We start from the raw sequence: 19,891 nt of genomic DNA on the forward strand, positions 1-19,891 counted from the left end.
GTCTTTCGGCTTTCAGCTCAAAAATATCTTTCGTTAACAATATTCAGGTGGTGCTGCACATGGCCTGCCATTACGTACACCAGCGCTCGTACAGATGTTGGGATGCTGTTTGAGATGGCCACCGTTGTCAATTGATCAACACTCAGCGCGCGGATGAAATATAAATTTGATATCCTTACCGCTTTAAACTCAGTAGCAAGGTCCTGCGCAGACCGGGCGTTAAAGCCGCCGTGCTCTACGTAAGTGTTCTCATCAAAACCCGGCAGTTCGGCCTGGCCGCGCGAAAAAGCGTAAGCCCGGTATGCAAAAGTGCGTTCCGCATCAATTAAATGGCCAATAACCTGTTTAAGCGTCCATTTATTGGGGCCATAAGCGTACATGGCTTTCTCCTCGGCCAAATTGTTAAACAGATCAAAAACTGTTGTGTTTTGCTGCTCAAGCGTATTAATAATATTGGTATCGGCTACCAGTTTAATGTAGTTGCCCATCATTGGAGCGTATTCTTCAGGCTTCGGTGGTATCATTTGTTCTGATGTTTTTTAAGCTGATGCGGAAAGTTGTGCCTTTGCCCAGTTCAGATTCGCGCACAAATATATGGCCGTTATGATAATTTTCTACAATGCGTTTAGTTAATGACAGGCCCAAACCCCAACCACGTTTGCGCGTGGTGTAGCCTGGCTGAAATACTCGCACAAATTTGCTGCGCGGTATGCCTTTGCCGGTATCGCTTATATCAATAAATATCTCATCCTTTACCTTGTTGGTTGAAATATTTACCTTAATATCACCCTTGCCTTCAATAGCGTTTACTGCGTTTTTAAGCAGGTTCTCTATCACCCAGTCAAATAACGGAATATTAAGGCCGGCCTGAAGCGTGGTATCTCCGGTAACTTCAAAGTTGATATTATGACTTACACGCACCCTGAAATAATCCACAAAATCACTTACTACCCCATAAACCGGCAAAGTATCCAGTTTAGGAACCGAGCCAATTTTAGAAAAACGGTCTGCAACAATTTCAAGGCGTTTTATATCATTACCCATTTCGGCCATTAGCGGGTCTTCTTCGGCATTGAACTTATCCTTCAATAACTCCAGCCAGGCCATTAATGACGAAATTGGGGTGCCTAACTGGTGAGCGGTTTCTTTTGCCAGCCCCACCCAAACCTGGTTTTGTTCTGATTTACGCGATGAGTTAAAAGCCGTATAGGCCAGTAAAAGGAAAATGGCAATAACAGAGAGCTGCACATAGGGGAACAACCTTAATTGGGTAAGCAGATCAGAATCTTTGTAATAGATAAGCCAGGTACCTATTTCAAATGGTTCATGCTGCGACTCCATAATTTCTAACTGAGTCTCAAAATACTTCGGATCATACTTTGGTGCTTTTTTACCTGCTGCTACATCAGGCGGAAGATCAATATTGGTTTTGGTTGTATCCAGCCCCTTAAAAAACAATATATCTCCGTTATGATTAGTTACAATTGCCGGAACGGCAGAACTATCGCGCACCGTGAAAATATAAGATAGAGAGTTACTATTATCAGCATTGATGGTTTCCTTAATACTCAGCGCCCAGATCTGTGCACGCGCGCGTTCTGAGCGTGCTATGTTTTTTACCAGATACCGGGTATACATCAGCGAGCCGCTGGCTATAATTGTTGCAAAAAACAACAAAATGTAATTCCATAGCCTCCTGTTTTGGTACGCGTTTATCATATCAATATCAAATAACGCAAATTTTATTGGAGTCGGGAAGTCCTAAACTCGGAAAGTCCACACAAGTTGGAAAGTAATAAAGATTGCCCACTTCCTGACTTTCCCGACTTTCGGACTAAAAAAACATTACATCATCCGGACTTTACTAACTTTCGGACTTCCCGACTAAAAACTATCTTTGCGCCACATATGTCAGATAAGAAAGTGAGAGTTAGGTTTGCACCCAGTCCTACGGGTGGTTTACACTTAGGAGGAGTGCGTACTGCACTGTTTAATTACCTTTTCGCCAAAAAAAATAGCGGCGAATTTATTTTAAGGATAGAAGACACAGACCAAACCCGCTTTGTTGAAGGCGCGGAACAATACATAATTGATTGCCTTAAATGGTGTGGTATTGAGGCTGATGAAAGCCCGGTTAAGCCCGGCCAATATGCCCCATACCGCCAAAGCGAACGGAAAAGTTTATATCGCCAGTATGCCGAGCAGCTGGTGATGCAGGGGCATGCTTATTATGCTTTTGATACCGCCGAAGAATTGGATAAAAACCGCAAAGAGATACCTAACTTTCAGTACGGCCAGGTTTACCGCGATGGTTTGCGTAACTCACTTTCTTTGCCACAGCACGAGGTTGATGCTTTATTAGATGCCCATACCCCACATGTTATCCGCATAAAAATACCTGCCGACGAGACCGTGAACTTTAACGACTTGATACGAGGCAACGTTAGTTTTGATACCAACCAGGTTGATGATAAGGTTTTGTTAAAGGCGGATGGTATGCCTACCTATCATTTAGCCGTTGTGGTTGATGATTACTTAATGAAGATAACCCACGCTTTTCGCGGTGAGGAGTGGTTGCCATCTGCACCCGTGCATTTGTTGTTATGGAAATACCTGGGCTGGAAAGATGAAATGCCTAAATGGGCACACCTGCCTTTAATATTAAAACCCGATGGACACGGCAAGCTTAGTAAACGCGATGGTGCCCGTTTGGGTTTCCCGGTGTTTGCTTTAGATTGGCAAGGCGACAAGGGTTACAATGGCATGGGTTTTTTGCCCGAGGCTTTTGTTAATATGCTGGCTACTTTGGGCTGGAACGATGGCAGTGGCCAGGAGTTGTTTACTTTAAACGAACTGGTAGCGAAGTTTTCTATAGAGCGTATCAATAAATCGGGCGCCAAGTTTGATTTTGAAAAAGCCAAATGGTTCAATGCTGAGTGGATAAAAAAGTCAAGCGGCGAAAACTTACTGGCTGAAGTAAAAGAGGTTTTGCAGGTTAAGGGTATTGTTGCAAACGATGACACCACTTATTTGCTAACTGTTATTAACCTGATAAAGGACCGCTGTACTTTGCTGACTGACTTTTACGACCAGGCTAAATACTTTTTTGAGATACCGCAGGAATATGACCTGAATGCTGTAAAACCAAAATGGACGCCCGAGAAAACCGATTTTTTTAATGATGTTGTTGCATTATTAAATGGTAGCGATACCATTGCGGCTGTAGTACTGGAGGAAAAGTTTAAAGCATTAGCTGCCGATAAAGGTTTAAAACCCGGCGATGTAATGCTGCCCTTCCGGGTAATGCTGGTAGGCGGTAAATTTGGTCCGCATGTGTTTGATATTGCTGCATTAATTGGTAAGGCCGAAACCGTTAAGCGAATTGAGGCTGGGGTAGCGGAGTTTGGTAATTAGACCTTGCTTTTTTGATTAAATCGACTTCATCTGTAGCTTAGTGAGGCCTTAACGCTCTTAGCTTGCCCCGCTGAGGCCGCGGAAGCCTTTTTTCTTTTTCTTGATAAAAAGAAACAAAAATCAAGTCATCCACGATGCTTCTTTGCGCACAAGGCCTTTGCCCACGATCAGGTAAAACCACGGGCTGTAATCTTTTTGCGCCTGTTACCGCACACGCCACCGCTTCAGCAAAAATTTACTATGCCCCTGCCCACACACAGGCCATCTGTTTTCCCTGCTCTTTTCCGAAGCTGCGCGGCTGACGAATTGTGCTCTGTTGTGAATATTGCAATGTTAAAAAAACGTAAATGTTATACTCTTGGCCGCACACCTACCAGGCAACCTATTTCTTTTTAATGTTTCTTGTGTGCAGTAATTTTTTATTTGTAGAATCCGTCAGCAGATAAGCTTTGGTTGAAAACGCAATGCGCAGTGGGTTGTGTGTGGGCAAAGGCATCAGGAACGTTGCGATTACAGATTAACAAAGCGATCAGTTAGTCCGCCGCAACGTAACGTAGCCGTGGCGCATTGCGTTTTGCAGGGCAAAGGCCATGTGCGGCAAAGAAGCATCTCTGCTGACTTGATTTTTGGTTCTTTTCATCAAGGAAAAGAACAATAATAAACTTGGCAAGGCAAGAGCGGTGGACTACGCTCAATGACCCGCATAGGGATTGCTTCGTGCTCATAACGGCATATTTAGCAAAAAAAAATCCCGAGCTTTAGCTCCGGGATTTTCTTTTTTTTATAACTGCTTAGTTAAGCAAGCTTAGCCAATTCTTCTGCCATAGCAGCGCCAATTTCGGCAGGCGATTCAACTACACGGATACCGCACTCAGCCATGATCTTCATTTTTGCAGCAGCAGTATCATCAGCACCGCCAACAATTGCACCGGCGTGGCCCATACGGCGTCCCGGAGGCGCGGTTTGGCCCGCAATGAAACCTACAACAGGTTTAGTGCCATGCTCTTTAATCCAGCGGGCAGCTTCTGCTTCCATGCCGCCACCTATTTCGCCTATCATAATGATACCGTGTGTATCAGGATCGTTCATTAATAATTCAACAGCTTCTTTGGTAGGTGTACCAATGATTGGATCGCCACCAATACCAATGGCAGTGGTTATGCCTAAACCGGCTTTAACAACCTGGTCAACCGCTTCGTAAGTTAAGGTACCCGATTTTGAAACTACACCAACGTTACCTTTTTTGAAGATAAAGCCCGGCATAATGCCAATTTTGCTTTCGTCGGCAGTGATAATACCAGGGCAGTTAGGGCCAATTAAGCGTGAGTCTTTGTCTGCCAGATATTCTTTAACCTGTATCATATCCTTTGTAGGGATACCTTCGGTAATGCAGACAATTACCTTTATACCCGCTTCAGCAGCTTCCATTATCGCATCGGCAGCAAATGCAGGCGGAACAAAAATGATGGATACATCAGCACCGGTTTGTTTAACAGCATCGGCAACAGTATTAAACACAGGTCTGTCAAGGTGGGTTTGCCCGCCTTTGCCGGGAGTAACCCCGCCAACCAGCTGCGTACCATATGCTATCATTTGCGACGCGTGGTACGAACCTTCATTACCTGTAAAACCCTGAACAATAACTTTAGAATCCTTATTTACGAGTACACTCATTGAATTTTGATTTTTGTAGCGCAAATCTAAGTTTATTGGCCATATTCTCAAACTAAATTTGCCCGTATTAGGCGTTTAGGCCATAAATTATTGTAATAATTATGATGAAGTTTGCCGAACGGGTATTATTATAACCAATTATTATTTAAACTTCTGTCATTTGGGTCTTGTTCCGCTGGAACAAAATTGCAGAAGGTTTAAGCAACCAATACATTCACCTCTTTTTACTTAAACTTTATTCTGCACCATCGTCCTGAAAGTAAGATTAACCCTTGGCTCTTTTATCTTTTTTGATTTGGGCAGACAGTGCAGCCAGTTACTTTGTGTTGCGCCCTTCATTATCAACAAGCTGCCATGGGCTAATATCAACTCCTCCTTATGTTTGCTTTCGCGGTGTTTAAGCGCGAATTTGCGCTCCGCACCGAAGCTTAAGGATGCAATGGCGGTATCTTTACCCAAAGCTTTTTCATCATCGCTATGCCAGGCCATACCTTCATCGCCATTGTGATACAAGTTAAGCAAACACGAATTAAATTGATGTCCTGTTAGTTCTTCAGTCAGTGTTTTTAATGCCGATAATTCCTTTGTCCAGGGTAAGGCGTGTTTAGTGGTGTTGGAATAGGTGTAGCTATAATCATTATCGGCATACCAGGCCACTTTACGTTTGGTAATAATGTGCCTGCCGAATATCACCGCTTCATCGTTTTTCCACTCAATTGTGTTTAGCAAAACGTCAAGATAATGGTTGGCCCTTTGCGCATCCATCACCCGGCCATAATATATAACCTCGCCGCCGTAGGGCAAAAGGTTGGGTGCTTTCTCTTGCTCAAATAGTTCCATTGTTGTTTTTCCATAATTTATAACCGGCAGGCATACAATTGCCGCATGGGCGGTAGTTGTTGGCTATCGCTTCGTCTTCGTTTTTAAAGAATATACGGTTTTCTAATTTCAATCGTCTGCCTGATGAACATTTAAGTGTGCCGTATATTTTCAGCTTTTTATTGCCGGCCAATTTTATTTCGCCTGTGGCGATAAGTTTATGTAATGCGCGGCCCCGGGTGAGAGGTTTGTCGCCTAAGGTGAGGTGCTCGGTCATTTAAATTGATATGTTAACCGCTGCGGTCATTCAAAAAAAGTGTTGCTAATCGGTTGCAAAAGTGTTGCTAAATGATCAAAAAAATGGGCAATTTTAGGCTTTTTCAATTGCCTGATATTTAATTAATTAAGTAGATATTACAGCTATCTTTCCAGACGTAAAAGTCATGACATTTTAAATCGTTAAATATCTAATATTCAATTAATTGAATATTTTTTAGCAAGGGAACATATATTTTGTGCAACACGTGCGAATATTACTGTGGGATTGCCAGATCAAACTGCTCCGAATGCCTTCGACGCTTCCCAACCAATCATGGCGTTTTTGCGATCACTACCCCAATGATACTGGCCGATCTGGCCAGTTGAACGGATGACCCGGTGGCAGGGGATAAGAAAAGCTACAGGGTTATCACCCACCGCCGAACCTACCGCCCTACTGGCATTAGGACTCTGTAATTTACCTGCCAACCCACCATAAGTTACCAGCCCGCCCATGGGCACTTTAAGTAAGGTTTCCCAGACCTTCAGTTGGAAAGGCGTGCCTTTTAGGTGCAGTTTTATCTGATCGAGTTTGCTCCAGTCCTGGGTAAAAATAAAGATGGCGTTTTGCTGGATGCGGTCTAAAAACAAGTTGAATTGCGCATTTGGAAATGCATGCTGAAGATGGGAAAAAGCTTCATCATTACCCTCATCAGCAAATGCCATATAGCAAATACCTTTGGCTGTTGAGGCCACTAAGACCGCCCCAAACGGGCTCTCTGCAAAGCTATAGTTGATATTGAGTTGCTCGCCTCCGTTTTTGAATTCGCCGGGTGTCATACCCTCAACCTTTATAAAGAGATCGTGCAGGCGACCAGTTCCCGACAGGCCGGTTTCAAAAGCAGCATCAAAAAGCGAGGCTTGTTTTTCCTTTAGGACAGATTTGGCGTATTCAATACTCAGGTATTGTAGAAACTGCTTAGGTGTTACCCCCGCCCAATCCTTAAACATCCGCTGAAAGTGAAAGGGGCTTAGGTTAACATGCTCTGCTGCCTGCTCTAAAGTAGGTTGCAGTTTATGGTTCAGCCTTAAAAATTCTATGGCTTCGGCTATTCTTTTATAATCAATTTCGTTTTGCGTTTCCATTATCATAACATTAATGGTACAAATTTACCTGCCTGCAAAACGTTATGAAACCCGTTTCTTGCTGTGTTAGTTAAATTAGTTGCCTGGTTACTGTTCAACCATTCTGTCATCCATTGGCAAACTAAACCAAAAGTTACTGCCGCTGCCAAGATTACTATCTACAGCTATTTTGCCGTTATGGCGCTGAATGATCTCGGCAGTAATGTAAAGCCCAAGCCCCAGGCCCGAAAACTGGTGCCCAAAAGCATCAACGCGGTAATACCTGTCAAACAGGTGAGGAAGTTTTTCCGGATTGATACCAATACCAAAATCGCGAACCGATACCGTTACGTTCTCTTCATCATGAAAAACTGTTATCTCTACCCGGTTAGATTGTGGCGAGTATTTTACGGCATTGCCTATCAGGTTTATCATTACCTGGTAAATGCGGCGGTAATCGGCAAATATCATTACCTCGTCATCGCCCATTAGTTTAAATTCATGCTCGCTGTTAAAGTTAATGTAGCCGCAGCAGTCCTTTATTAGTTCAACAATGTCAAACCGGGTAATGTTAAGCGCAAGTTGGCCCTGTTGTATCTTGGTTACGTTAAGCAGATCATCAAGCAGGTTAATAAGCTTGCTCAAGTTGTTATTAGCTTTATTTACAAACACCGGTATTTTTTCGGACGACGGATCGGTCTTTACCAGCTTTTGTAAGATCTGCATTGACGCACTAAGCGATGTAATGGGTGTTTTTAACTCGTGGCTGGCTACGCTTATAAACTCGTCCTTTCGTTGCTGTAGTTTATAGGCTTCGGTAACTTCCTGCGCTATGCCACTAAATCGGTACGCTTTCCCTTCTGCATCAAACAGCGCTTTCCCTTTTACCTCAAGCACCCTGCGGATCTCGTCTTTCAGGCTTTTTACAGTGTATATTATATTATAATTACCTTCAGAACCCGGCGCTATGGCATTTTTTATGGCTTCAATTACCTGTGCGCGGTCATCTTCAACTATTGCAGAAATGGCCAGGTTAAGGTCTATGCTTTCTTCCAACGGCAAGCCAAACCATTCCTTTAAACGCGTATTGCCTATAAAGTGATTGGTTAACGGGTTAAGATCCCATGTGCCCAGTTCAGCGGCTTCAATGGCAAACTCAAGGTCCTGCTTGGCGCTTTTGACGGAATTATACGATCTTACTTTTTCAGTAGTTTCATTACATATAACCAATACGCCGGCGGGTTTGCCGGTTTCGTCAATAACCTTACTGTAGCTAAAGGTCCAGTAAACATCTTCCAATTTATTATTGCGGTAAATGGGTATCAACTGGTCCTCGCTCCAGGTTGATTCGCCGCCGGCCATTACCTGGTCTATTAAAGGTTTAATAATGGGCCATATTTCCTGCCAGCAGTCTACACCGTTTTGGCCGAGTGCGGTCGGGTGTTTACCGTTCTGGCCCAAACTGGGCCGGTAGGCATCATTATAAAACTGTATGCATGAAGGCCCCCACCATAAAAACATAGGAAAGCGAGAATTGAGTATGATACTAACTGTAGTAAGCAAGCTTTGCGACCAGGTATCAGGTGTACCCAAAGTGGTTTTTTCCCAATCAAATTCCCGGGTAAGCCGGCCCATTTCGCCGCCGCCGTCCAGGTAATGTAAATATGGTGATTCTTGAATGTTTGATTCGGACATATTGTATATAAGGCCGGTTAACAGCACGTTAAATATAGATGTTTTTAACAGAACAGCATACTAAATGTTTTGCTAAATAGCCACCCACAGCATTTAAGGCACAAAGTTTTGATTTAGAAAAAATCTATTTGAAAATCAAAACTTTGTGCTTACCTTTGACGTCCCTGAAAGGAGGTATTTGGGAATTATGATCATCATCAACATTAAAGAAGGCGAATCTTTAGATAAAGCATTAAAACGCTTCAAAAAGAAATTTGAGAAAACAGGTGTATTGCGCGAATTGCGTAGCCGCCAGGCATTCGAGAAAAAATCTGTGACCCGTCGTCACGTGGTTAAGCATGCCATTTACAAACAAGGCTTAAATCTGGAAACTGCTGTATAGTTCTTTTCAATAAAAAGAATTTTTCAGTTTTCCTGAAAACATATAAAAAACTATTTGTACATTCAATTTACACGGATGTGCAAGTAGTTTTTATGTTTTTAGAGCGTTTCATACAATATATACAGTTCGAAAAGCGGTACTCTCCGCACACCGTATCAGCCTACCGGTCAGACCTTGACCAATTTATGGCCTTTTTAAATAGTCCGGAAGTAATAATTACCCATCCTGAACAAATAACCCAACACCACATTCGCAATTGGATGGTTGAAATGATGGGTAACCAGATCGCTTCACGGTCCATCAGTCGTAAAATAGCAACACTGCGTAAGTACTTTAAATTTTTGTTGGCGGATGGGGTGATCACTATCAATCCTGCATCAAAAATACATACACCCAAAGTGCCAAAAAATCTTCCGGTGGTAGTAGAGGACGCACGGCTTTCCCAGATGTTAGACAGTGCAGATGTTTTTACAGAAGATTTTGCCGGAACCCGCGATAAGCTTGTAATTGAAATGCTATTCGGTACGGGCATGCGCCTTGCAGAAATGGTGGGCCTTAAGGAAACAGATATAGATAATTATGAAGGCACGGTAAAAGTTTTAGGCAAACGTAATAAGCAGCGCATCATTCCGCTGAACTTAGAATTGCGCCATTTGCTGACAAAATTTCTGGACTTAAAGAAAAGTGAAAATTTTAGTAACAAATCGTTAACATTGATCGTTACAAATAAAGGGACAGACGTATATCCGAAGCTTGTTTATTTAATTGTGCAGAAATATTTATCCCATATATCAACCCAAAGCAAAAGAAGTCCGCATGTGCTACGGCACACTTTTGCAACCAGCCTGCTCAACAAAGGAGCCGCCCTGAATGCTATAAAAGAGCTTTTGGGGCATGCTAGCCTGAGCGCTACGCAGATCTATACCCATAATTCCGTTGAAAGATTAAAGTCTATTTATAAACTCGCCCATCCAAAGGCATAAAAAGGAGGAACCATGAAAATTACAGTGCAATCAATTCATTTTAATGCAGACAAAAATTTATTGGCATTTATACAGAAGAAAGCTGATAAGCTGGATACCTTTTTTGATAACATTATAAACGGGGAAGTTTATTTAAAGTTGGAAAATGTAGAACATGAAGCAAATAAAATAGCAGAAATAAAACTGCATTTGCCCGGCAATACCATATTTGCTAAAGAGCAATGCAAAACTTTTGAAGAGGCAACCGATTTGGCTATTGAAAGCCTGCGCAAGCAAATAGCGAAGCATAAAACAAAGAAAGAAATAGCAGCGCAGGAGGTTAGAAAAGCTGTTCTGACTTCAACCGAAGAAGAATTTTAATAAAAACGATATATTAATTAAATAATGAAGCGCTCCGAAAAATCGGGGCGCTTTTTTTTTGCTTAATATTCTGCCAGCACAATTATATCGCCATTAATAGGTGCTATTTTTTCTCTCCCATTTAAAAATCCAAGGCCAACTACAAAAGTAAAACCGCATACTTTCCCACCCATATCACTTATCAAATCGCTGGCTGCAGTTACGGTGCCGCCGGTGGCAAGCAAGTCATCATGTAGCAGAACATTTGCGCCCGGTTCAAAAGCGTCTATGTGCATCTCTATCACCGCGCTGCCATACTCCAGGTCGTATGTTTTTTGTTTTACGGAATAGGGAAGTTTACCTGCTTTTCGGATCGGTACAAACGATACTCCCAGCTTGGTGGCCAACGTTAGTCCAAATAAAAACCCACGACTTTCAACTCCTGCCACAACATCTATGTGTTTATCTTTTAGCAGGTCAATAAAGGCATCAACTATATCCACACATAAAACAGGGTCTTTTAAAATAGTGGTAATATCCTTAAATACAATACCGGGTTTTGGGAAATCAGGGATGTCGCGTATAGCAGCTTTAATTCGTTGTTCAATCATTTAAAAGTGATGTATGGTGCAATTTTACTTAAAATTTCGTCATTAAGAAGGACGATGTCGCGCATGTCGTTTAATGATCGGTAATTGCCATGCTGCACGCGGTATTGTATCACCGCATTAGCCTGTTTATAGCTAAGGTATGGGAAATGCCGCAGGGTTTCAAAATCAATAGTGTTAATAGCCAGTTTCTTAACACCGGAAGGCTCTATCCGCACTTCATTATTTATCTCAGCATATTTTTCCGAATCAAGACCATACACTTCTTTCAATTGATCTTTATTTATAAAACCACCCAGCTTTTTACGGTAAGCCACAATGCGCCGGGCAAATGAAGGCCCTATACCATGTATATGGGTTAGTGCGGCAGAATCGGCAGTATTGACGTCTACCGTTTCGCCCGGCTTTAATTTATTTGAGGAGTAAGCAAATACCGATGGGTTGCCTTTACCGGAGTTGGCATTTATTTTTGATTTTTTATCTGCTACGCTAAGTAAGGCCACTGCTTTATCAAACTCTTTATAGTTTATTGGTTTATCTTTGTGGAGATTTTGATAAACGTAAGGCACAGCTACAACTAACAATATCGCTATAACCAGCACAACGGTGCCGTTCCATTCTTTTTTAGTAATGGAAAAATAGTTGGTTATTCGTTGCCTCATGATTTAGGGAAGTAGCCGTTAAATTAGCAATTTAAAAATGAAAGTAATAACCACCGAGGAATTTGCAAAAGCTACCGGAGTTGATAAACTGAAAATGCCGGGCCTTGCCTCATTCCTGATGGAATTGATGAAGATAAATCAGGTGAATAGTTTGTTTGCCGAGGCGCAACCAAAACAGGGCATTGAATTTATTGACGCTATTTTACAAGGTTGTGGTGTAGAAATAGCGTTTAATGAGAAGGACCTGAGGCATATACCACGAAAGGGTAGCTTTATCGCAATTGCAAATCATCCGTATGGAGGTATAGAAGGCCTGGTACTGCTTAAAATGCTGTTAATGGTGCGGCCTGATGCCAGGTTAATGGCTAACTTTATTCTGAAAAAGATACCCAACCTGAGTGAATATTTTATCGCGGTAAATCCTTTTGAGAACGTTGAACATTCATCCAGTATAAGTGGTATAAAAAACACGCTCAGTTTATTAGCAGATGGTACACCTATAGGTATTTTCCCGGCAGGCGAGGTGTCTACCTTTAAAATTGATAAGCAACAGGTTACAGATAAGATATGGCATCCGGTAGTTGGTAAGATCATCGCCAAATCAAAAGTGCCGGTGGTGCCAATTTATTTTCATGGCAATAACGGCCTGTTATTTAATCTGCTCGGTTTAATCCATCCAACGCTGCGTACTGCAAAACTGCCGTCAGAGCTTTTTAACAAACAGGGGCATATCATAAAACTGCGTATTGGTAAACCAATTGCTGCGCAAGATTTTCCCAACTATAGTAACACCACCCAGTTGCTCAACTTCTTACGGGCCAAAACCTATGCGCTGGGTACCGGATTGGAAGGTGAAAAGCGCCTGTTTGATCCACGCAAACTGTTCAAAATAAAAAAAAAGCAGCAGGAGATAGTTAAAACTATTGATACTGACATTTTAGAGCAAGAGGTTATTCAATTGCGGGAGGATTATTTGGTTTGGACGGAGAAAAACTATGAAGTATTTATAACACCCACCGAAAATATACCTTGTGTTATCAGAGAAATAGGTCGGCTGCGCGAGATCACTTTTAGAGAGGTTGGAGAGGGTACCAACAAATCAATTGATTTAGATGAGTACGATATTTACTACCATCACCTTTTTATATGGGATAAAGAGGCCCGCAGGGTAGTTGGCGCTTACCGCATAGGCCTGGGCGATGAGATATTCTATAGTTTCGGCAAAAAAGGATTTTATATAAACGAGCTGTTTAAAATAAAATCGGAGCTTACGCCTGTGCTTAAACGGAGTCTGGAACTTGGCCGCTCGTTCATCCGCAAAGAATATCAGTTAAAACCTTTACCTCTGTTTTTGCTCTGGAAGGGTATAATAAAGTTTGTAGCTGATAAGCCCAGGTACAGCTATTTGATTGGGCCGGTAAGCATCAGCAACTCCTTCTCCAGGTTTTCTAAATCATTAATAGTAGAATACATTAACCGCAATCATTTCGATAATGAAATGGCCGCATTTGTTAAGCCGCGTAAAAAGTTTAAGGTTGATTTTTCCCAGATAGATACCGACGTGTTGCGCGGTAGCGAGGATACTTTTAAAAACCTGGACAGCCTGATATCGGAAGTAGAAACACGGAATATAAAGGTGCCTGTGTTGCTGCGGCAATACATTGGGTTAAACGCGAAGATAATAGGCTTCAATATCGACCCCAAATTTTCCGATTCGCTTGATGGTTTTCTGGTGCTTGATCTGGAAAAGATACCAGAGGATATGCTGGAGAAACTAACGCAGAATTTTTAGGGATAATTGTTTCCCTTTAATTGAAGATGTTCCATTTGTTTTCCTGCGAAAGTCTTATTGCCAACAAATTTAAAACCTAATTTCAGGTATAATTTTTGGGCTGCCGGGTTATCTTTATCTACCAGCAAACCAAGTGTTTCATTTCTTTTGTATACATATTCATCTATCAGAAATTGCAATAGCTTAGTGCCAATTTTCTGCCCTCGCTGCTCAGGATTCACCGCTATGCAATCTATGTAATATTCGCCCGGTTCAGTTTCATCCTCTGGATTAAAGTCCCGGTTAAACATCTGCTTGATTACTTTTGCAACGGGTTGGCGCAACTGCTGTAATTGGCTACCATTATACACCAGTGCAGCTGCAATAATTTTTTGCCCGGTATCTACCACCATGCAATTTTCAAAAGAATACTGATTATCGCTTTTGCTTATGAGTGTTTCTAACCAGGCAGTCGCTTTGTCCGGCGAGCTTTCTCCTATAAAATTGTATGCAATATCGCCCATTGCCATCAATAGGTAAGGTGCAATGATGTTAGCTTCTTCGCGCTTTGCTTTTCTGATCAACATTTTTGTTATGGATGAATTTCTAATCTACATAAGTTATAGTTGAATAGTTTTAAAACATCTATTCCTTAAATAGAAGAGAGGGTGCTTGTCCTTCGGTCAACACTATGTCAACAAACCATTCGTGCTAAAATCAGTTGAATTTATATGCGTACATTGTATATATCGAGAAACCATTCAACAGCTCAGTAATTAAATAATTAAAAATGGAATACAACAAACTCACACCCGACGAAGAATGGGTGATATTACACAAAGGCACAGAGCGCCCATTTACAGGAGCGTTATTAAATAATAAGGCGCAGGGTTTATACGTTTGCAAACGCTGCGATACACCGCTTTATACTTCCGAGTCAAAATTTGAATCGCATTGCGGCTGGCCAAGTTTTGACGATGAAATATCAGCCGCAGTAAAGCGGGTACCAGACGCAGATGGCCGCCGCGTTGAAATTGTTTGTGCCAATTGCGGCGCTCACCTTGGGCACGTTTTTGAGGGTGAATATTTAACACCAAAAAATGTGCGCCACTGTGTTAATTCTTTGTCAATGAAATTTGTTCCTGTACAATAAATTTACATACGAATATTCCTGAAAGTTTTATTAACTGACAGGAAATACATTGCATATACTCAGCCATTTTGTTTTAAAAAAAATAAAAAGTTTTACACGAGTCGATGTGAAGAAAAAGGGGGTAAAATTGTTTATAACTCGGCCTATTGTTCAAAACTTCGGCATCCATCTTAACGATATCGCTGTTACATTTGTTTTAGTCCAACGGCGATATTAGCTAATCGCATCTGTTAGCGTTAACACTGTGTAAATCACAGGTTAACTTAATAAAGCTGAAGGAAGTACACACAGAACTTTTAAGAAAAGAAAGTTATCCGCTTTTTAATAAAACAAAGAGCGGCAGGTGGTTTGTCGACTTTTAACAAATGGTTAAACGGTAAAAAAAGAATAGGGAATGAGCCAGGAAAATGAAGTATTACTAAGGGAGAATAAAGACAGATTTGTCATCCTCCCGATTAAGTATCCCGCCATTTGGGAAATGTACAAAAAATGTGAAGCCAGTTTCTGGACAGCTGAAGAAATAGATCTTTCTGACGACATGAAACACTGGGAGAACCTGAACGATGGCGAGCGTCACTTCATTTCGCATATCCTTGCTTTTTTTGCCGCCAGCGATGGCATAGTTAACGAAAACCTGGCTGTTAACTTTATGAGTGAGGTGCAATTGCCCGAGGCGCGTTGCTTCTACGGTTTCCAGATCATGATGGAGAACATCCACTCAGAAACATATGCGTTATTAATTGATACTTACATTAAGGAACCTGCCGAAAAAGATCGATTGTTCCACGCTATTGATACTGTACCATGTGTAGGAAAAAAAGCCGAGTGGGCTTTACGTTGGATAAACAACGGCACTTTTGCCGAGCGCTTAATTGCTTTCGCAGCGGTTGAGGGGATATTCTTTTCGGGTAGTTTCTGTTCAATATTCTGGTTAAAAAAACGTGGCTTAATGCCGGGTCTCACTTTTAGCAACGAATTAATATCCCGTGATGAAGGTATGCATTGCGAGTTTGCTTGTTTGTTATATCGTATGTTGGAAAACAAACTATCAAAAGAAGCAGCAACGGCCATTATAACGGACGCTGTTGAAATTGAAAAAGAATTTATAAGCGATGCATTGCCGGTGAGCCTGATTGGCATGAACGCTAAACTAATGAGCCAGTATATTGAGTTTGTAGCCGATAGATGGTTAGGCGAGCTGGGTTATGACAAAGTATACAACGCCACAAATCCGTTTGATTTTATGGAGATGATATCCCTGCAAGGCAAAACCAATTTCTTTGAAAAACGTGTAGGCGATTATCAAAAAAGCGGTGTATTAAATAATCAGGAAAGCAAATCATTCTCATTAGATGAGGATTTTTAAAAAGGAGACCTACAACCCAATATATATAACAACAAAAGACAATCACTAATCACCATTAACTGTTCACTGGTATGTTTGTAGTAAAAAGAGACGGAAAAAAAGAGTCGGTAAAATTTGATAAGATCACCGCGCGCATTGAAAAGCTATGCTATGGCTTAAACCCGGCATTGGTTGACCCAATTGATGTGGCACAAAAAGTAATTGAAGGTTTATTTGATGGGGTAACTACATCAGAACTGGATAACCTTGCCGCCGAGACGGCCGCATCACTTACTACAAAACACCCTGACTATGCTTTGCTGGCATCGCGTATTGCGGTATCCAACCTGCATAAGAATACAATAAAGTCGTTTTCTGAAACTATGAAGCTGCTTTATGAGTACATTGATCCTAAAACAGGCAAAAATGCCTCGTTATTAGCAGAGGATGTTCATGAGATCATCCAAAAAAATGCTGAAGAACTAGATAGTTCAATCATATACGACCGCGATTTTGGCTTTGACTATTTCGGCTTTAAAACACTTGAAAAATCATACCTGTTAAAGTTAGATGGCCAGATAGCAGAGCGCCCTCAACACCTGTTTATGCGCGTATCAGTAGGTATCCATAAAGAGGATATTGAGAGCGCTATCAAAACCTATAACCTGATGAGTGAGCGTTGGTTTACCCATGCTACACCAACGTTATTTAACTCGGGCACTCCAAAACCTCAAATGTCTTCATGCTTTTTGTTAACCATGAAAGATGACAGCATTGAAGGTATTTATGATACGCTTAAACAAACAGCGAAAATTTCGCAAAGCGCGGGTGGCATAGGCTTAAGCATACACAATGTACGTGCTACCGGCTCATACATAAGCGGTACTAACGGCACCAGCAACGGTATTATCCCTATGCTGCGCGTATTTAATGATACCGCCCGTTATGTTGATCAGGGTGGTGGTAAACGCAAAGGCGCTTTCGCTATTTATTTAGAGCCTTGGCATGCAGATATATTTGAATTTTTAGACCTGCGTAAAAACCACGGTAAAGAAGAAATGCGCGCCCGCGATTTGTTCTACGCCCTTTGGGTAAGCGACTTGTTTATGCAGCGTGTTGAGGCAAATGAAGACTGGAGCTTGTTTTGCCCGCACGAAGCACCAGGTTTAGCAGATTGCCATGGTAAGGAGTTTGAGGCTCTTTATAAAAAATACGAAGCCGAAGGCCGTGCCCGCAAAACTGTTAAAGCACAAGAACTTTGGTTTGCTGTGTTAGATGCCCAGGTAGAAACCGGTACTCCTTATTTATTGTATAAAGATGCCGCTAATGCCAAATCAAATCAGCAAAACTTAGGTACTATAAAAAGCTCAAACCTTTGTACCGAGATCTTAGAGTATACATCAGCTGATGAGATAGCTGTTTGTAACCTGGCATCATTAGCGTTGCCACGTTATGTTCGCGAGGGCAAGTTCGATCACGAAAAATTATATGAGGTAACTTATCAGGCTGCTATTAACCTTAATAAGATAATTGATAATAACTATTACCCGGTTGAAGAGGCCCGTACATCAAACTTAAGGCACCGCCCAATTGGTTTAGGCGTACAAGGCCTGGCTGATGCATTCATCCTATTACGCATGCCATTTGAAAGCGCAGAAGCGCAGCAGTTAAACAAGGAGATATTTGAAACTATCTACTTTGCTGCCATGACAGCTTCAAAGGACCTGGCAATTAAAGAAGGCGCTTACGAAACCTTTAAAGGTTCGCCACTATCAAAAGGCCAGTTCCAGTTTGATCTGTGGAATGTAAAACCAGACAGTGGCCGTTGGGATTGGGAAAACCTGCGTTTAGATGTTATGAACCACGGTGTACGTAACTCATTATTGGTAGCGCCAATGCCCACAGCTTCTACGTCGCAAATATTAGGTAACAACGAATGCTTTGAACCATACACTTCAAACATATACACCCGCAGGGTATTAAGCGGCGAGTTCATCATTGTTAACAAACACCTGTTGCGCGATTTAGTTAACCGCGGCATGTGGGATACTACCATGAAGAACAAGATCATTTCTGCGAATGGCTCTGTTCAGGATATTCCGGAGATCCCTCAGGATTTGAAAGATCTGTACAAAACCGTATGGGAAATAAAAATGCGTACCATTATAGATATGGCTGCAGACAGAGGAGCGTACATTTGCCAGTCGCAATCTCTAAACCTGTTTATAAACTCGCCAAACGCCTCAAAATTAACTTCAATGCACTTCTACGCATGGAAGAAAGGCTTAAAAACAGGTATGTACTACCTGCGTACACAAGCGGCGTCTCAAGCGGTTAAGTTTACTGTTGAAAACCAAGGCGGTAAAAACATGGACCCTGTTATACCAGCAGTGGTACAACAGGTGGAAGACGAGATACCTGCAGGCCCAACCTGCTCAATGGAAGAAGGCTGCGTAACCTGCTCAGCATAAACCCCAATAAATTTAAATTATGAAAGACGCCTTAATACTAAGGCGTCTTTTTGTTTTCATAGCGTGCTCCAGGTACAGTTTTATTACAAAGGAGCTTATAACCCAAAAAAACCTATTAATCAATAAATTAACTATGGCTTAAAAGAAATTTTTTAGTATCGGTTAAAAAAATGTATTAAATTTGAAGAATCAACCATATCTCATCCTTGCGCATGCACTTTAAATTCAAACGCCTCTTTTATTTTTTCGTTATTCCGGTTTTATCTTTAATGGTAATTTGCTTACCCTCGCAGGCTCAGCACCTTTCTGGTGGGATGAACGCAGATGGCAATTTACTTGGTGGGAGCAAAAGAGGCAGCGGAGGAGCCTACCTACCTACAGAAGGGTGGTCTTTAGCTGCAAATGGCGGTATTGAAGCACCGCTGGGTGATTTAAGAGATTCATACAAAAGCGCACCTACATTTGGTTTGACCCTTTCAAAAAAAACAAACCATTTTATATTGTCGCTTACAACTGATTACAGGGCATATCAACCAAAGCAAATTTCTTATCCTATAGAGGTTGAATTTAATGGACAGGTAATTGCTGCCGGAGAAATAGGGATAAGCAATTTTACAGGGGTGGGCGCTTATTTAGGAGCAGCATATGAATGGCTGATAACTCCTTCGGCCAGCTTCTATGCCGGTCTTAACGGTGGTTATATGTTCTCTAAGTATAGCTTTACTACCGAAACGCTTCAGGATATTACTGTGACTTCTCAAACCAATAATATACCGTTCCTTGGACCGAAGCTGGGCTTGAATTTTGCCGTTACCAATAGAATAAATGTGGGCATAGAAGCGCGTTATAGCGTTAGCTTAGCAAAAACCAAGGTGGATGAATTCTTTGATGCGCCTATTACCCCTGATTTTAAAGCCTACGCCGGCAATTTATTTTTAATTTACAATTTTTAAAACTCGCTGTCTTTTGTTATCTTGATGTAAATGATCAAGCACGAAATAATAGCCTGCGACCGTTGTGGAACGCGGATTGAGTGTAAGGCTAACTCCTATACTAAATGCCAGTGCAGCGGCGTACAGCTAAGTTTAAACGAGGTGCAATACATCAGCGAAAATTTTGAGGGCTGTATGTGCGCTGATTGTTTGAGAGCTTTGCAGGTGGATTATAAAGAGGCAATGGAGATAGCGTAATA

The 19,891-nt window shown here is 41.7% G+C and carries 20 protein-coding genes; 10 read left to right on the forward strand and 10 right to left on the reverse strand.

Annotated elements, in window-relative coordinates; translation table 11 throughout:
• Positions 1–17: 17 nt before the first annotated feature.
• Both ACVW2L_RS22110 and ACVW2L_RS22115 read right to left on the reverse strand, forming a co-directional pair.
• Positions 18–524 (reverse strand): DinB family protein, encoded by a 507-nt coding sequence (locus ACVW2L_RS22110; protein ID WP_457130116.1) that lies wholly within the window; start codon positions 522–524, stop codon positions 18–20.
• On the reverse strand, positions 505–1,716 hold the full coding sequence (locus tag ACVW2L_RS22115; RefSeq protein ID WP_457130222.1) for a sensor histidine kinase: 1,212 nt from the start codon (positions 1,714–1,716) through the stop codon (positions 505–507). Before ACVW2L_RS22115 ends, ACVW2L_RS22110 begins: the two co-directional genes overlap by 20 nt.
• Before the next feature lie 192 nt (positions 1,717–1,908).
• On the opposite strand from ACVW2L_RS22115, the gene gltX reads away from it, so the two are divergent.
• Positions 1,909–3,414 (forward strand): glutamate--tRNA ligase, encoded by a 1,506-nt coding sequence (gltX, locus tag ACVW2L_RS22120; protein ID WP_457130117.1) that lies wholly within the window; start codon positions 1,909–1,911, stop codon positions 3,412–3,414.
• Between the two features lie 795 nt (positions 3,415–4,209).
• On the opposite strand, the gene sucD is transcribed toward gltX, so the two are convergent.
• From sucD to ACVW2L_RS22145, 5 genes are all read right to left on the reverse strand, one after another.
• The gene (gene sucD, locus ACVW2L_RS22125; RefSeq protein ID WP_457130118.1) at positions 4,210–5,088 is read right to left on the reverse strand and encodes a succinate--CoA ligase subunit alpha; all 879 of its coding nucleotides are present in this window, start codon (positions 5,086–5,088) and stop codon (positions 4,210–4,212) included.
• A gap of 228 nt (positions 5,089–5,316) precedes the next feature.
• The gene (locus tag ACVW2L_RS22130) at positions 5,317–5,928 is read right to left on the reverse strand and encodes an alpha-ketoglutarate-dependent dioxygenase AlkB family protein (protein WP_457130119.1); all 612 of its coding nucleotides are present in this window, start codon (positions 5,926–5,928) and stop codon (positions 5,317–5,319) included.
• Positions 5,915–6,184 carry an Ada metal-binding domain-containing protein gene (locus tag ACVW2L_RS22135; RefSeq protein WP_457130120.1) on the reverse strand — a complete coding sequence of 90 codons (270 nt, stop codon included), beginning with the start codon at positions 6,182–6,184 and terminating at the stop codon, positions 5,915–5,917. Before ACVW2L_RS22135 ends, ACVW2L_RS22130 begins: the two co-directional genes overlap by 14 nt.
• Positions 6,185–6,459: 275 nt before the next feature.
• Positions 6,460–7,311, reverse strand: a complete 852-nt coding sequence (locus ACVW2L_RS22140; RefSeq protein ID WP_457130121.1) for a methylated-DNA--[protein]-cysteine S-methyltransferase — start codon at positions 7,309–7,311, stop codon at positions 6,460–6,462.
• A gap of 87 nt (positions 7,312–7,398) precedes the next feature.
• A complete protein-coding gene (locus ACVW2L_RS22145) occupies positions 7,399–8,985 on the reverse strand; it encodes an ATP-binding protein (protein WP_457130122.1) in 1,587 nt (528 codons plus the stop codon).
• A 187-nt stretch (positions 8,986–9,172) separates the two neighbouring features.
• Here ACVW2L_RS22145 and rpsU point away from each other — a divergent pair, with 187 nt between their 5' ends.
• From rpsU to hpf, 3 genes are all read left to right on the forward strand, one after another.
• Positions 9,173–9,367, forward strand: coding sequence for a 30S ribosomal protein S21 (rpsU, locus tag ACVW2L_RS22150; RefSeq protein WP_457130123.1), 195 nt, complete (start codon positions 9,173–9,175; stop codon positions 9,365–9,367).
• A gap of 77 nt (positions 9,368–9,444) precedes the next feature.
• Positions 9,445–10,350: a tyrosine-type recombinase/integrase gene (locus ACVW2L_RS22155; RefSeq protein ID WP_457130124.1), complete on the forward strand. Its 906-nt coding sequence runs from the start codon at positions 9,445–9,447 to the stop codon at positions 10,348–10,350.
• 12 nt (positions 10,351–10,362) lie between these two features.
• Positions 10,363–10,710 (forward strand): ribosome hibernation-promoting factor, HPF/YfiA family, encoded by a 348-nt coding sequence (gene hpf / locus ACVW2L_RS22160; protein WP_377101158.1) that lies wholly within the window; start codon positions 10,363–10,365, stop codon positions 10,708–10,710.
• A gap of 62 nt (positions 10,711–10,772) precedes the next feature.
• On the opposite strand, the gene ACVW2L_RS22165 is transcribed toward hpf, so the two are convergent.
• Both ACVW2L_RS22165 and ACVW2L_RS22170 read right to left on the reverse strand, forming a co-directional pair.
• Complete coding sequence (locus tag ACVW2L_RS22165; protein ID WP_457130125.1) at positions 10,773–11,300, reverse strand: adenine phosphoribosyltransferase; 528 nt, start codon at positions 11,298–11,300, stop codon at positions 10,773–10,775.
• Complete coding sequence (locus tag ACVW2L_RS22170; protein WP_457130126.1) at positions 11,297–11,959, reverse strand: ComEA family DNA-binding protein; 663 nt, start codon at positions 11,957–11,959, stop codon at positions 11,297–11,299. Before ACVW2L_RS22170 ends, ACVW2L_RS22165 begins: the two co-directional genes overlap by 4 nt.
• Positions 11,960–11,996: 37 nt before the next feature.
• Here ACVW2L_RS22170 and ACVW2L_RS22175 point away from each other — a divergent pair, with 37 nt between their 5' ends.
• Positions 11,997–13,751, forward strand: a complete 1,755-nt coding sequence (locus tag ACVW2L_RS22175) for a lysophospholipid acyltransferase family protein (protein WP_457130127.1) — start codon at positions 11,997–11,999, stop codon at positions 13,749–13,751.
• Here ACVW2L_RS22175 and ACVW2L_RS22180 read toward each other — a convergent pair.
• A complete protein-coding gene (locus ACVW2L_RS22180) occupies positions 13,748–14,317 on the reverse strand; it encodes a GNAT family N-acetyltransferase (protein ID WP_457130128.1) in 570 nt (189 codons plus the stop codon). The genes ACVW2L_RS22175 and ACVW2L_RS22180 overlap by 4 nt on opposite strands.
• 203 nt (positions 14,318–14,520) lie before the next feature.
• Here ACVW2L_RS22180 and ACVW2L_RS22185 point away from each other — a divergent pair, with 203 nt between their 5' ends.
• The 5 genes from ACVW2L_RS22185 to ACVW2L_RS22205 all read left to right on the forward strand — a co-directional run bounded on the left by ACVW2L_RS22185 (position 14,521) and on the right by ACVW2L_RS22205 (position 19,889).
• A complete protein-coding gene (locus ACVW2L_RS22185) occupies positions 14,521–14,883 on the forward strand; it encodes a methionine-R-sulfoxide reductase (RefSeq protein ID WP_457130129.1) in 363 nt (120 codons plus the stop codon).
• A 394-nt stretch (positions 14,884–15,277) separates the two neighbouring features.
• Positions 15,278–16,249, forward strand: coding sequence for a ribonucleoside-diphosphate reductase small subunit (locus ACVW2L_RS22190; protein WP_457130130.1), 972 nt, complete (start codon positions 15,278–15,280; stop codon positions 16,247–16,249).
• A 71-nt stretch (positions 16,250–16,320) separates the two neighbouring features.
• On the forward strand, positions 16,321–18,699 hold the full coding sequence (locus ACVW2L_RS22195; RefSeq protein ID WP_457130131.1) for a ribonucleoside-diphosphate reductase subunit alpha: 2,379 nt from the start codon (positions 16,321–16,323) through the stop codon (positions 18,697–18,699).
• A gap of 212 nt (positions 18,700–18,911) precedes the next feature.
• On the forward strand, positions 18,912–19,652 hold the full coding sequence (locus ACVW2L_RS22200) for a hypothetical protein (protein WP_457130132.1): 741 nt from the start codon (positions 18,912–18,914) through the stop codon (positions 19,650–19,652).
• 30 nt (positions 19,653–19,682) lie between these two features.
• Positions 19,683–19,889 carry a cysteine-rich CWC family protein gene (locus ACVW2L_RS22205; RefSeq protein WP_457130133.1) on the forward strand — a complete coding sequence of 69 codons (207 nt, stop codon included), beginning with the start codon at positions 19,683–19,685 and terminating at the stop codon, positions 19,887–19,889.
• Positions 19,890–19,891 lie beyond the last annotated feature (2 nt).

This window comes from Mucilaginibacter sp. HD30 (assembly GCF_054061755.1).

Excerpts from the sequence above, each read along its gene's own strand:
- ACVW2L_RS22140 (WP_457130121.1), bottom strand. The coding sequence starts at position 7,311 with ATGGAAACGCAAAACGAAATTGATTATAAAAGAATAGCCGAAGCCATA.
- ACVW2L_RS22165 (WP_457130125.1), bottom strand. The coding sequence starts at position 11,300 with ATGATTGAACAACGAATTAAAGCTGCTATACGCGACATCCCTGATTTC.
- ACVW2L_RS22175 (WP_457130127.1), top strand. The coding sequence starts at position 11,997 with ATGAAAGTAATAACCACCGAGGAATTTGCAAAAGCTACCGGAGTTGAT.
- rpsU (WP_457130123.1), top strand. The coding sequence starts at position 9,173 with ATGATCATCATCAACATTAAAGAAGGCGAATCTTTAGATAAAGCATTA.
- hpf (WP_377101158.1), top strand. The coding sequence starts at position 10,363 with ATGAAAATTACAGTGCAATCAATTCATTTTAATGCAGACAAAAATTTA.
- ACVW2L_RS22190 (WP_457130130.1), top strand. The coding sequence starts at position 15,278 with ATGAGCCAGGAAAATGAAGTATTACTAAGGGAGAATAAAGACAGATTT.
- sucD (WP_457130118.1), bottom strand. The coding sequence starts at position 5,088 with ATGAGTGTACTCGTAAATAAGGATTCTAAAGTTATTGTTCAGGGTTTT.
- ACVW2L_RS22180 (WP_457130128.1), bottom strand. The coding sequence starts at position 14,317 with ATGTTGATCAGAAAAGCAAAGCGCGAAGAAGCTAACATCATTGCACCT.
- ACVW2L_RS22195 (WP_457130131.1), top strand. The coding sequence starts at position 16,321 with ATGTTTGTAGTAAAAAGAGACGGAAAAAAAGAGTCGGTAAAATTTGAT.
- ACVW2L_RS22145 (WP_457130122.1), bottom strand. The coding sequence starts at position 8,985 with ATGTCCGAATCAAACATTCAAGAATCACCATATTTACATTACCTGGAC.
- gltX (WP_457130117.1), top strand. The coding sequence starts at position 1,909 with ATGTCAGATAAGAAAGTGAGAGTTAGGTTTGCACCCAGTCCTACGGGT.
- ACVW2L_RS22185 (WP_457130129.1), top strand. The coding sequence starts at position 14,521 with ATGGAATACAACAAACTCACACCCGACGAAGAATGGGTGATATTACAC.
- ACVW2L_RS22170 (WP_457130126.1), bottom strand. The coding sequence starts at position 11,959 with ATGAGGCAACGAATAACCAACTATTTTTCCATTACTAAAAAAGAATGG.
- ACVW2L_RS22200 (WP_457130132.1), top strand. The coding sequence starts at position 18,912 with ATGCACTTTAAATTCAAACGCCTCTTTTATTTTTTCGTTATTCCGGTT.
- ACVW2L_RS22135 (WP_457130120.1), bottom strand. The coding sequence starts at position 6,184 with ATGACCGAGCACCTCACCTTAGGCGACAAACCTCTCACCCGGGGCCGC.
- ACVW2L_RS22110 (WP_457130116.1), bottom strand. The coding sequence starts at position 524 with ATGATACCACCGAAGCCTGAAGAATACGCTCCAATGATGGGCAACTAC.
- ACVW2L_RS22205 (WP_457130133.1), top strand. The coding sequence starts at position 19,683 with ATGATCAAGCACGAAATAATAGCCTGCGACCGTTGTGGAACGCGGATT.
- ACVW2L_RS22130 (WP_457130119.1), bottom strand. The coding sequence starts at position 5,928 with ATGGAACTATTTGAGCAAGAGAAAGCACCCAACCTTTTGCCCTACGGC.